Genomic DNA, 13,233 nt, shown 5'->3' with positions numbered 1-13,233 from the left:
ATAGATCCGTGAGATCCGAACCCTGCAGTGTTCTCATCAACCTCTTCGCGAGCAAGCTCGCTCCCACAGGATCGCTCACCTAACGTGGGAGCGACCGGGGTGGCGCTCCACCTTGCTCACGAAGGGGCCGGTCCTGCTGCCATCCAACGTCATGGCAATCAACTCAGCCCCAACGCTCCCCAGATCCGCATCACTTCGCGCCGTTCGGTGGCGAACTGGTCGCCGGCCACAACACCCGGATCGTTCTGCAGCGCCTGTCGGTGAGCGGCCGAGCGGTAGGCCTTGTACGCCTCACGCAGCAGGCCGGCATCGGCGGCGGCCATCAGACCGGCCTCTTCAAGGCCTTCAAGAATACGGATGTTATCGGTGTAACGAAGCAGCGCGGGATGCTCTCTGGACCACGCCAGGGCCGCGTATTGCACCATAAATTCAATATCGACGATACCTCCGGCGTCCTGCTTGAGGTCGAACCGCGCCGTCGGTTCAAACGCATTCGCCCCCTTGCCTGCCGTCGTTGTGCGGGTGCCGAGGTTGTCGCGCATCTTCGCGCGCATCTCGCTGACCTCCTGACGCAGCTTCGGCAGATCCCGCTCCCGCCCCAGCACCGAGGCGCGCACTGTTTCGAACTGCCGGCCGACATCGGTGCTGCCCACCAGCACCCGCGCGCGTACCAACGCCTGATGCTCCCAGGTCCAGGCCTCGTTCTCCTGATAGCGGGAAAACGCCCCGAGGGAACTCACCAGCAAACCCGCCGCGCCGGACGGCCGCAGGCGCATGTCGACTTCGTACAACTGGCCCGAGTTGGTCTGGGTGGTGATCAGGTGGATGATTCGCTGGCCGAGCCGGGTAAAGAACTGCGCGCCATCAATCGGCTTGGCGCCGTCGGTTTCGGCCTGGGGATCGCCATCGTGGATGAACACCAGATCCAGATCCGAGCCGTGACCCAGTTCGATACCGCCGACCTTGCCGTAGCCGACGATGACAAAACCGGGGTCGCACAAGGTGCCGTCCGGTCGGCGCGGTGCACCGTGACGGGCGACGGTGTGGCGCCAGGCGAGCGCCAGCACTTGCTCCAGAATCGCTTCGGCCAGCCAGGTCAGATAATCGCTGACTTTCATCAGCGGCAGGCTGCCGGTGATTTCCGACGCAGCCACGCGCAGACGGTGAGCCAGCTTGAAATGCCGCAGGGCTTCCATTTGCTGTTCCAGGTCGTCTTCAGGAATACGCGTCAGACGCTCGCGCAGCTCGGCGGCCAGTTCAAGCGCCTGGGGCGGGCTGAACAGGCGACCTTCGTTAAGCAACTCATCCAGCAGCAGCGGAAAACGGGCGATCTGCTCGGCAATCCACGGGCTGGCCGCGCACAGGGTCAGCAATCGACGCAACGCGCCGGGGTTTTCGGTGAGCAAGACCAGATACGCCGAGCGACGCGCCACCGCTTCCACCAGCGGCAGCACGCGCTCGAGCACCAGATCGGGATTGTCGTGCTCGACCGCTTGGGCGAGCAGCCGCGGAATAAAGGCATCGAGCCGCTCACGCCCTAGCCGCTGCATCGAGCGCAGCTGCGAACTGTTGCGCAGGTTGCTCAGGTTTTTCAGGGCCTTTTGCGCGTCAGCAAATCCGCCCTCCTGGAGCTGGAGGCAGGCGCTTTCTTCGTTCTGCGACTCTTCCCACAGCGGCAGCCACTCTCCGCCGACGATTTCGTCGCCGTGATCCTGCTGGCCCTCTTCCTCGTCCGGGTCAGCGATAACCTGACGAAAGTGCCACGCGACGCGCTCACGCCAGTACATCAGTTGTTCATGGAAACTCGCCCAGTCGGCAAAACCCATCATGAAGGCGATGCGCGCCTGATCCTGCGGGTCGTCAGGGAGCATTTGCGTCTGCCGATCGGCAATCGCCTGAATGGCGTGCTCGGTGTAGCGCAGAAACTGATAACCCTCCCGCAGCTCATCAATCACCGCAGCGGGCAGATAACCCTGCCCCTCAAGGGTTTTCAGCACCTTGAGCAGTGGCCGTTGCTGCAGACTCAAATCGCGACCACCGTGAATCAGCTGAAACGCCTGGGCGATGAATTCCACTTCGCGGATGCCGCCGGACCCGAGCTTGATGTTCTCGGCCATGCCCTTGCGCCGGACTTCCTGCTGGATCAGCTGCTTCATGGTGCGCAGCGCTTCAATGGCGGAGAAGTCCAGATAGCGGCGATAGACAAACGGCCGCAGCATGTCGAGCAACTCGCTGCCCTTCTCCTGATCGCCACCCACCACACGGGCCTTGATCATGGCGTAGCGTTCCCAGTCACGGCCCTGATCCTGGTAGTACTGCTCCAGCGCGTTGAAGCTGAGCACCAGTGCACCGGAAGATCCATACGGGCGCAGGCGCATGTCGACCCGGAAGACAAAGCCGTCGACCGTGACCGGGTCCAGCGCCTTGATCAATCGCTGACCCAGGCGGATGAAAAATTCCTGATTATCGAGCGGGCGTTTAACGCCCTGGGTTTCGCCGCCCTCGGGGTAGGCAAAGATGAGATCGATGTCGGACGATAGATTCAGCTCGACGGCGCCCAGCTTGCCCATGCCGAGGATGACCATCTGCTGTGCCTCGCCGGTCCGACGGCCGGTCGGCACGCCGAATTGCTGACAATGCCGCTCGTACAGCCACTTGTAAGCCAGATCGATGCAGCCATCTGCCATGTCCGAGAGATCGCGGCAGGTTTCCACCAGATCAGCCTGCCGGGTCAGATCCCGCCAGATAATTCGCACTTGCTGGCGCGTGCGTTGACGACGTAGATTACGCCCCAACTCATCGTCGCTGGCAGCCTGAATGACTGCATTGGCGATGTGCCCAAGCAGCTCGCCGGGCGCAAAACTGCGCTCCAGCTCACCGGATTCAGCGAGGTCGAGCAGCATCAGCGGATCGCGTGAAACCTGATCGGCGACGAAGTCGCTGGCCGCACACACACGATCGAACGCCAGCAACCGCGCCTCGGGCCAGGCCTGAAATGGATGCCTGGCGTCATCTGTGAGGGCATCGAGCACGGTGCGCCAGGATTGGCGCGCACGAGTGACGAACGGCAGAAGGACAGCCGGCAGCTCGGCCAGCAGGGGAAGGCTCATGGTCTATCCTTGATCGGCATTCAAATGGCAGCACGCCACGGCGGTTGTATACACGCAACGGACGGACTGTCGAACAAAGGTTAAAAATTGCTGATGACGGGCATTTTCTGGCTTTCAGCATGACAGGTCCGGCGATTCGTCAGATTTTTACACTGAGAACCCTGCTTTAACGGACACTGCACCACGAGTGAAAACGTCGCTCAGCTGTAGTTTTACTACTGTATATACAAGTCAAAAAGCTGAATTAGCCCGAGATTTGTAGTAAAACTACACAACGCCGGGGACCCATCCGGTCATCCAAGAATTTTATATCGTCTGCCCACAAGGCCAGTCGCAACAAACTCAGGCAACCGATTCTGGAAGCCTTTCCGCCCTGGAGCAAGCCATGCAAGACCTCGATCCCGTCGAAACCCAGGAATGGCTGGACGCCCTGGAATCGGTTCTCGACAAAGAAGGCGAAGACCGTGCTCATTACCTGATGACCCGTATGGGTGAGCTGGCCACACGAAGTGGTTCGCAACTGCCTTACGCCATCACCACGCCTTACCGCAACACCATCCCCGTTACCCACGAAGCACGCATGCCCGGCGACCTGTTCATGGAACGCCGCATCCGCTCGCTGGTACGTTGGAACGCTTTGGCGATGGTGGTCAAGACCAACATCGGCGACCCGGATCTGGGCGGCCACATCTCCAGCTTCGCTTCCAGTGCAACCCTGTACGACATCGGCTTCAACTACTTCTTCCAGGCCCCGACCGACGAACACGGCGGCGACCTGATCTACTTCCAGGGTCACGCATCGCCAGGCGTCTACGCCCGTGCGTTCATGGAAGGGCGCATCACCGAAGACCAGATGAACAACTTCCGTCAGGAAGTCGATGGCAACGGTCTGTCGTCCTATCCGCACCCGTGGCTGATGAAAGACTTCTGGCAGTTCCCGACCGTTTCCATGGGTCTGGGTCCGATTCAGGCGATCTACCAGGCGCGCTTCATGAAGTACCTGGAGCACCGCGGTTATATCCCTGAAGGCAAGCAGAAAGTCTGGTGCTTCCTGGGCGACGGCGAGACCGACGAGCCGGAATCCTTGGGCGCCATCGCCCTGGCCGGTCGCGAGAAGCTCGACAACCTGATCTTCGTCGTGAACTGCAACCTGCAGCGTCTGGACGGTCCGGTTCGCGGCAACGCCAAGATCATCCAGGAACTGGAAGGCGTGTTCCGCGGTGCTCAGTGGAACGTGACCAAAGTCATCTGGGGCCGTTTCTGGGACCCACTGCTGGCCAAAGACGTCGACGGCATCCTTCAACGCCGCATGGACGAAGTCATCGACGGCGAATACCAGAACTACAAAGCCAAAGACGGCGCTTTCGTGCGCGAACACTTCTTCAACTCGCCAGAACTCAAGGCGATGGTTGCGGATATGTCCGACGACGAAATCTGGAAGCTGAACCGTGGCGGCCACGACCCGTACAAGGTCTACGCGGCGTACCACGAAGCGGTGAACCACAAGGGTCAGCCGACCGTGGTTCTGGCCAAGACCATCAAGGGTTATGGCACCGGCGCCGGTGAAGCGAAAAACACCGCGCACAACACCAAGAAGGTCGACGTCGACAGCCTGCGTCACTTCCGTGACCGCTTCGACATCCCGGTCAAGGACGATCAGCTCGAAGCCCTGCCGTTCTACAAGCCGGAAGAAGGCAGCGCCGAAGCGCGTTACCTGGCCGAGCGTCGTGCTGCACTGGGCGGCTTCGTGCCACAGCGTCGTTCGCAGAGCTTCAGCCTGCCGACCCTGCCACTGGAAACCCTCAAGGCGATCCTCGACGGCTCCGGCGACCGCGAAATTTCCACCACCATGGCCTTCGTCCGCATCCTGACCCAACTGGTCAAGGACAAGGAAGTGGGTCAGCGCATCGTTCCGATCATCCCGGACGAAGCCCGTACCTTCGGTATGGAAGGCATGTTCCGCCAGCTGGGCATCTACTCGTCCGTAGGCCAGCTGTACGAGCCAGTCGACAAAGAACAAGTGATGTTCTACCGCGAGGACAAGAAAGGTCAGATCCTCGAGGAAGGCATCAACGAAGCCGGCGCGATGTCGTCGTTCATCGCGGCAGGTACTTCGTACAGCAGCCACAACCAGCCGATGATTCCGTTCTACATCTTCTATTCGATGTTCGGTTTCCAGCGTATCGGCGACCTGGCTTGGGCTGCAGGCGACAGCCGCACCCGTGGCTTCCTGATCGGCGGCACCGCCGGTCGTACCACCCTGAACGGTGAAGGTCTGCAGCACGAAGACGGTCACAGCCACATCCTGGCCTCGACCATCCCGAACTGCCGCACCTTCGATCCCACCTACGGCTACGAGCTGGCGGTGATCATTCAGGACGGCATGAAGAAGATGTTCGAAGAACAACAGGACGTCTTCTACTACCTGACCGTGATGAACGAGTCCTACACGCAACCTGCCATGCCGGCCGGTTCCGAGGAAGGCATCATCAAGGGCATGTACCTGCTGGAAGAAGACACCAAGGAAGCCGCACATCACGTGCAGCTGCTGGGTTCGGGCACCATCCTGCGTGAAGTACGCGAGGCGGCGAAGATCCTGCGCGAGCAGTTCAACATTGGTGCGGACGTCTGGAGCGTCACCAGCTTCAACGAATTGCGTCGCGACGGCCTGGCCGTAGAGCGCAGCAATCGCCTGAAGCCGGGTCAGAAGCCACAGTTGAGCTACGTTGAAGAATGCCTCAATGGCCGTAAAGGTCCGGTGATCGCTTCGACCGACTACATGAAACTGTTCGCTGACCAGATCCGTCAGTGGGTTCCGACCAAGGAATACAAGGTGCTGGGCACCGACGGTTTCGGCCGTAGCGACAGCCGCAAGAAGCTGCGCAACTTCTTCGAAGTTGACCGTCACTTCGTGGTGCTGGCCGCCCTGGAAGCCTTGGCCGATCGCGGCGATATCGAACCTAAAGTCGTGGCGGAAGCCATTGCCAAGTTCGGCATCGATCCTGAAAAGCGCAACCCGCTGGACTGCTAAGGTCTGCGTAACGATCGAATAGAGCGCTGAAAGGTGCGCGAAACAGCCGCCGATGCGGAATTTACTTCGGTAAATGAGCATCCAGGCTGTTTCGTCGCAGATGAATCGGCGCAGTCGAGGAACAGGTTCTCCTAAGGAGAGACATTGTGAGTGAGTTAATTCGAGTACCCGACATCGGCAACGGTGAAGGTGAAGTCATTGAGTTGATGGTCAAGGTCGGTGATCGCATCGAAGCTGACCAGAGCGTGCTGACGCTGGAGTCGGACAAGGCAAGCATGGAAATCCCTGCGCCTAAAGCCGGTGTCATAAAGGCGATGAAAGTAAAGCTGGGCGACCGCCTGAAAGAAGGCGACGAACTGTTCGAGCTGGAAGTGGAAGGCGAAGCGGCGGCCGAGCCGGCTGCTGCACCTGCTGCTGCCGCGCCTGCCCCTGCTGCTGAAAAGCCTGCCGAGAAGCCGGCCGAAGCCGAAGCGGCGCCTGCCGCAGCGGCTGCACCTGCTGCGTCGGATACCGTTCAGGATATCCACGTTCCGGACATCGGTTCGTCAGGCAAGGCTCGCATCATCGAGCTGATGGTCAAAGTGGGCGACAGCATCGAAGCTGATCAATCCTTGATCACCCTGGAATCCGACAAAGCCTCGATGGAGATCCCGTCTCCCGCCGCAGGCGTTGTCGAAAGCATCAGCGTCAAGGTCGAAGACGAAGTCGGTACCGGCGACCTGATCCTGAAATTGAAAGTGGCGGGTGCTGCAGCGGCTGCCGCCCCTGCACAAGCTGCTGCCCCGGCTCCGGCCAAGGCGGAAGCGGCTGCTCCGGCGCCCGCTGCGGCTCCGGCTGCGAAAGCTGAAAGCGCGCCTGCTCCAGCAGCTGCGCCAGCCGCTGCACCTGCGAACAACGGCGCCAAGGTTCACGCTGGCCCGGCTGTTCGTCAGCTGGCTCGCGAGTTTGGCGTCGAGCTGAACGCTGTTTCGGCAACCGGCCCACATGGCCGCGTGCTGAAAGAAGACGTCCAGGCGTACGTCAAATCGATCATGACCAAGTCCAAGGACGCGCCTGCTGCTGGCGGCGCTGCCGGCGGCATGGGCATCCCGCCGATTCCGGAAGTCGATTTCAGCCGTTTCGGCGAAACCGAAGAAGTGCCAATGACCCGCCTGATGCAACTGGGCGCAACCGGTCTGCACCGCAGCTGGCTGAACATTCCGCACGTGACGCAATTCGACCAGGCCGACATCACCGACCTGGAAGCTTTCCGTATCGCGCAGAAAGCCGTGGCCGAAAAAGCCGGCGTCAAGCTGACCATTCTGCCGCTGCTGCTCAAGGCCAGCGCGCACATGCTCAAGGAGCTGCCGGACTTCAACAGTTCGCTGGCGCCAAGCGGCAAAGCGGTCATTCGCAAGAAGTACTTCAACATCGGTTTCGCGGTGGATACGCCGGAAGGCCTGCTGGTCCCGGTGATCAAGAACGTCGACCAGAAGAGCCTGCTGCAACTGGCAGCCGAAGCGGCCGAGCTGGCGGAAAAGGCACGCTCCAAAAAGCTGTCGGCCAACGACATGCAAGGCGCCTGCTTCACCATCTCCAGCCTGGGCCACATTGGCGGCACCGGCTTCACGCCGATCGTCAACGCGCCGGAAGTCGCGATCCTTGGCGTGTCCAAGGCCACCATGCAACCGGTCTGGGACGGCAAGGCATTCCAGCCCCGCCTGATGCTGCCGCTGTCGCTGTCCTACGATCACCGCGTGATCAACGGCGCCGCCGCAGCGCGCTTCACCAAGCGTCTGAGCGAATTGCTGGCGGACATCCGCACGATCCTGCTGTAAGCCGTACAAGGCCCGTTTCTCACGAAACGGGCCTTCGTTTTCTCGAGCTGCCACGCTCGTACCTCAACCCCGCTCACTGGCGGGGCTTTTTTTGCCCTTTTAAAATGGATTCATCAGCGGCTACAAAGGCCCTACAGTATTCGATCGCGCTGCCGATAACTGATCATGCACAAACACCAGCCGCTCGACCCTCACCCTGACAATCCGATCAATTACCTCCAGTAAATCAACCGTCTGCCGACAGATTTATAGCACTAAGCCATCGCGCTGACTTGTCAGCCCGTTCGCCATGATGCAACCTTGCGGCACGCGACTTAAAGACGGGCTCCTTGCCCGTGCGCGACAGCACCCTGAAAGCGAGTTCCTTCATGAAAAGCCAACCTGATGCTGCCGGTAGACCGGCGGCCGAGGTCGTGACGCAATTACCGGTGCCCTCGCGGCTCGGCATGCTGCGTTTCGAGCGGCTGAATGAACCCAGCTGGGCCATGCTCTATCTGGATCCGAACTGCGAAAAGCAATTCAGCATGCCCGCCGTCGAACTTTGCGCGCTGGTGGGTACGCCTTACGCCAGCCTCATGGAGCCCGAAGCGCGCTATCAACTGCACGACGCCGTGCAGATGCAACTGGCCGGCAGCGCCCATTACCTGATCCGCTACACCCTGCACACGACGCGCGGCCCATTGAATCTGGTGGAAATCGGTGAAGGGTACAAGCAACACAACCGGCATCTGTTACGCGGCTACCTGATGGTGGTTGAGGCGCAGATCGAGCCCGGCGAACTGATCATCAGCCCCGATCTGGAAGTACAGAACTCCCGTCTGCAGATCGCGCTGGAGCTCAATCAACGCGCCCAGCACGAACAGTTGCTGCATCTTGAACGGGTCCGCGCACAGCAAAGCCTGATTCTGCGCCTGGCGCGCCATCGCTACAGTTCGAACAATTCGCTGCAGGAAGCCGCAGAGCTGATCACCAAAAGCGCCTGCGAGATCTACAACATCTCCTGCGCCAGCCTGTGGAACCTCAGCGGCAAGACCCTTGAGCCGATTGCCGAGTATCGCCGCGATACCAGCACGTTCCCCAAAACCGACGCGATCGACATCAGCGAATTCCCCAGCTACCTGGACGTGCTGCACACCAGCCGCGCCATCGACGTCAACGATGTCGAGCAGGATCCGCGTACGCGCGAGCTGGTTCAGCGACTGCGGACCCAGGACATCACTGCCATTCTCGACGCCGCCGTGCGCATCGATGGCCAGGTGGTGGGTGTGCTGTGCCTCGAGCAGACCGGTACGCCACGGGAATGGCAATCTGATGAGATTGCTTTTGCCGGTGAGCTGGCCGATCAGTTTGCCCACGCCATCAACAACCACAACCGCCGCACCGCCACCAGCGCCCTGCACCTGTTTCAGCGTGCCGTGGAGCAAAGCGCCAATGCGTTTTTGCTGGTCAACCGTGACGGCGTGGTCGAGTACGTCAACCCGAGCTTCACCGAGATCACCCAGTACCCGGCCGATGAGGTTCACGGGCATCGCCTGTCGGAGCTGCCGGCGCTGGAAAATCTCAGCGCGCTGCTCCTCGACGCGAACTCCAGTCTGGTCAACGGAAACAGCTGGCAGGGCGAGTTCAAGAGCCGACGCAAAAATCTGGAACCGTACTGGGGCCAGCTGTCGATTTCAAAGGTCTACGGCGACAACCGCGAGCTGACCCATTACATCGGCATCTACGAAGACATCACCCAGGCCAAGCTCTCCCAGCAGCGGATCGAGCGCCTGGCGTACACCGACAATCTGACCAGTCTGGGCAACCGTCCGGCGTTCATCCGCACCCTGGACGAGCACTTTGCCCGCGACGTCGCCACGCCGATCAGTCTTTTGCTGGTGGACATCGACAACTTCAAGCGTATCAACGACAGCCTCGGCCACCAGACTGGCGACAAGCTGCTGATCAGCCTCGCTCGCCGCCTGCGCAATAGCCTGAGCCCGACCGGCATTCTGGCGCGCTTCGCCAGTAACGAATTCGCTGTACTGCTCGACGACACCAGTCCCGAGGAGGGCCAACGGGTCGCCAGCCAGGTGCTGAGCACGCTGGACAAGCCCATGTTCGTCGACAATCAGCTGATCAGCGTGACCGGTTCGGTGGGGCTGGCCTGCGCGCCGATCCATGGCCGCGACCCGCAGACGCTGATGAAGAACGCAGGCCTGGCGCTGCACAAGGCCAAGGCCAACGGCAAGCATCAGGTGCAGGTATTCACCGAAGCGCTGAACGCCGAGGCGAGTTACAAGCTGTTCGTCGAGAACAACCTGCGCCGCGCGCTGACGCAGAACGAACTTGAGGTCTTTTACCAGCCCAAACTGTGCTTGCGCAGTGGCCGTCTGCTGGGCATGGAAGCGTTGCTGCGCTGGAATCATCCGGAAAAAGGCATGATCCGCCCGGACCAGTTCATCAGCGTCGCCGAAGAGACCGGCCTGATCATCCCGATCGGCAAGTGGGTCGCGCGCCAGTCCTGCCGCATGAGCAAGCAACTGACCGCTGCCGGTTACGGCAAACTGCATGTGGCAATCAACGTGTCGCCGAAGCAGTTTTCCGATCCGGAGCTGGTCTCCTCGCTGGCTAGTATTCTGCGTGACGAACAGCTCGACCCGTCGCTGCTGGAACTGGAACTGACTGAAGGCTTGCTGCTGGAGGCAACCGAAGACACGCGCCTGCAGCTTGAGTCGCTGAAGACGCTAGGCCTGACCCTGGCGATGGATGACTTCGGTACGGGTTATTCGTCGTTCAGTTACCTGAAGAAATTCCCCATCGACGTGATCAAGATCGACCGCAGCTTCATCAGGGACATCCCGGATGATCAGGACGACATGGAAATCACCTCGGCAGTCATCGCCATGGCCCACAACCTCAAGTTGACCGTGGTCGCCGAAGGCATCGAGACGGCGGCACAGCTGGCGTTTCTGCGTCGCCATCGCTGTGATGTCGGTCAGGGCTATCTGTTCGACAAGCCGATTCCGGGCGAAGAGCTGATCGAGAAACTGCGTCGCTACCCGCGCGGCCCACTGGCCTAAGCCCCCTTCCCCGCATTACATCAGTGCGGCACACTTGCCGCCCTGCATTTGCATCAGTCGATTCTGACCCCATATACGGTTTTCACTGACAACGCATGTCGGTTGTCCTGCCCCAGAGAGGATGTGCCTCATGGTCTTGCGCTCGGAAATTCTTGTGAATAAAAACGCTCTCCCAACCGCTCAGCAGGCACTGCCAGGGCGCGAAACACCCATGGCCCTGCCAGAAACCCATTTCGTCAATGGTACGCCGCTGCTGGGTCCGTTCTTTAATGACGTCGAGTTCGCCATCTTTGGCCTGGGTTGCTTCTGGGGTGCGGAACGTCGCTTCTGGCAGAAAGAAGGTGTGGTCAGCACTGTTGTGGGTTACGCGGGGGGCTTCACGCCAAACCCGACGTACGAAGAAGTCTGCTCGGGCCTGACGGGCCATGCCGAGGTGGTCCTCGTGGTGTACGAACCCGCGAAGGTCAGCTACGAAGCACTGCTGGCAATGTTCTGGGAATTGCATAACCCGACACAGGGCATGCGGCAGGGCAACGACATCGGCACCCAATACCGCTCGGTGATCTACGCGACAACGCCGGAACAACTGCAGGCGGCCAAAAGCAGCGCCGAGGTGTACCAGGCCGAACTGGCCAAGGCTGGTCTTGGGGACATCACCACCGAAATCGATCAGGCGCCCACCGTGTACTTCGCCGAGGCGTATCACCAGCAATACCTGGCGAAGAACCCCCAGGGCTACTGCGGTATTGGCGGCACCGGCGTCTGCATGCCGCCGAGCCTGGCGGGGAACTGAGTTACCCCATAGAGGGATCGGCCGCGTTGGACCCGCTGGCATCCCTGGTATCGGCAAAGGCTGCCTTGGCCGGGGGAGGCAGACATCGCCGATCCTCCGGCAGATGAACGAATTGTGGGAGCGAGCTTGCTCGCGAATGGGCCATTACATCCGCTAAATAGTCAGCGGTTGAGATGCCGCCTTCGTGAGCAAGCTCACTCCCACATGAACGGTGTCCGCTGCATCACTTCCTGGCCTCTTCCCGGCTAAAGCTGATCCCGCTGACACTACGCGTGCTGTCAGTGGGACTGGCTTTAGCCGGGAAGACGTAAGCCGTCGCGCCGCAGAAACCAAGAGCGGTTACTCCGCAATCAGCCAATCCATCTTCCAGTCGCCCTGGGTCTGACCGAGCGTCTTCGCCAGCCATGGCATCAGCTCGCGCAACTCTTCTTCCAGCCCCCATGGCGGATTGGCGATCGCCAGGCCGGAGCCGTTGAGGCTGTTGGGTGTGTCCAGCGGATGCACGAACAACTCGACCCGCAGCAGTTTCGGTGCGCCGGTTTCGGCCAGTTCCTGATAGAAACGTTTGAGCGCACGCTGGTCCTTGATCGGGTACCAGATGGCCGCAACGGTCTGGCGCATCCGCGCAATGGTTTCCTTGAGGGCGACGGAGCAGCGCTTCATCTCGTCCAGTTGCTCGAACGGCGGATCAATCAGCATCACTGCGCGCTTCTCGTGAACCGGCAGTAAGGCCCGGGGCACGTGCCAGCCTTCGCCCAGGTGCACGGCGACGCGGCGATCGTATTTCATGTTGTCTTTAAGCAGCGCGCCGTCTTCAGGGTGCTTTTCGTTGAGCAGCACGCGGTCCTGTTCGCGGGTCAGGCGGCGGGCCAGTTCGGGAGAGCCCGGGTAGTAACGCAGTTCGCCGGTCTTGCGGTTCATGTGACGGATCGCGTCGATGTAACCGGCCGCCATTTCAGGCACGTCTTCGGCATCCCACAGACGGCCAATGCCTTCGATCCATTCGCCGGTGCGCGTGGCCTGATCGCCCTGCAAGTCATACAGGCCGATGCCCGCGTGAGTGTCGAGGTAAGCGAGTGGCTGCTCTTTGCGCGACATGAGCGCGATCAAGCGAGTCAGAACGATGTGTTTGAAAACGTCGGCGTGGTTGCCGGCGTGGAAGGCGTGACGGTAATTCATGGCGGCTCCTGGAAGGCTGCGGAGTTTATCAAACCATCCGACGTTGCGCAGACCGCTCATGCCCTGCCGCTCGAAGGAGCCCAAACGACAGGCAAAAAAATCCCCGGTTAAGCCGTTACAAAACCGGGGTGAGGCATCTGCGCGGGCCAGAGGGTGACCAAACCGTAGCTCGCGCAATGTAAGTGGGGCGATTATGCCAAATGAACTAAACGGTTACATAGCCGAAAACGACACACTGATG

General features: G+C 60.6%; 6 protein-coding genes. 4 read left to right on the top strand and 2 right to left on the bottom strand.

Annotation, left to right across the window (positions count from 1 at the left end; genetic code table 11):
• Nucleotides 1–158: 158 nt before the first annotated feature.
• On the bottom strand, nt 159–3,110 hold the full coding sequence (gene glnE, locus IFT47_RS15240; protein WP_192171144.1) for a bifunctional [glutamate--ammonia ligase]-adenylyl-L-tyrosine phosphorylase/[glutamate--ammonia-ligase] adenylyltransferase: 2,952 nt from the start codon (nt 3,108–3,110) through the stop codon (nt 159–161).
• A 385-nt stretch (nt 3,111–3,495) separates the two neighbouring features.
• On the opposite strand from glnE, the gene aceE reads away from it, so the two are divergent.
• The 4 genes from aceE to msrA all read left to right on the top strand — a co-directional run bounded on the left by aceE (nt 3,496) and on the right by msrA (nt 11,813).
• On the top strand, nt 3,496–6,141 hold the full coding sequence (gene aceE / locus IFT47_RS15235) for a pyruvate dehydrogenase (acetyl-transferring), homodimeric type (protein WP_192171145.1): 2,646 nt from the start codon (nt 3,496–3,498) through the stop codon (nt 6,139–6,141).
• A 146-nt stretch (nt 6,142–6,287) separates the two neighbouring features.
• Entirely contained in the window at nt 6,288–7,958 is a 1,671-nt protein-coding gene (aceF, locus tag IFT47_RS15230; RefSeq protein WP_192171146.1) for a dihydrolipoyllysine-residue acetyltransferase, read from the top strand.
• 368 nt (nt 7,959–8,326) lie between these two features.
• Nucleotides 8,327–11,020 (top strand): putative bifunctional diguanylate cyclase/phosphodiesterase, encoded by a 2,694-nt coding sequence (locus IFT47_RS15225; RefSeq protein WP_192171147.1) that lies wholly within the window; start codon nt 8,327–8,329, stop codon nt 11,018–11,020.
• Between the two features lie 130 nt (nt 11,021–11,150).
• Entirely contained in the window at nt 11,151–11,813 is a 663-nt protein-coding gene (gene msrA, locus IFT47_RS15220) for a peptide-methionine (S)-S-oxide reductase MsrA (RefSeq protein WP_192171148.1), read from the top strand.
• Between the two features lie 339 nt (nt 11,814–12,152).
• On the opposite strand, the gene IFT47_RS15215 is transcribed toward msrA, so the two are convergent.
• The gene (locus IFT47_RS15215; protein WP_192171149.1) at nt 12,153–12,992 is read right to left on the bottom strand and encodes a 23S rRNA (adenine(2030)-N(6))-methyltransferase RlmJ; all 840 of its coding nucleotides are present in this window, start codon (nt 12,990–12,992) and stop codon (nt 12,153–12,155) included.
• Between the last annotated feature and the right edge of the window lie 241 nt (nt 12,993–13,233).

Source organism: Pseudomonas sp. CFBP 13711 (genome assembly GCF_014842265.1).
Lineage (GTDB): Bacteria > Pseudomonadota > Gammaproteobacteria > Pseudomonadales > Pseudomonadaceae > Aquipseudomonas.
The sequence above is the reverse complement of the archived record's forward strand: the minus strand, read 5'-3'. Positions and strand labels throughout refer to the sequence as shown.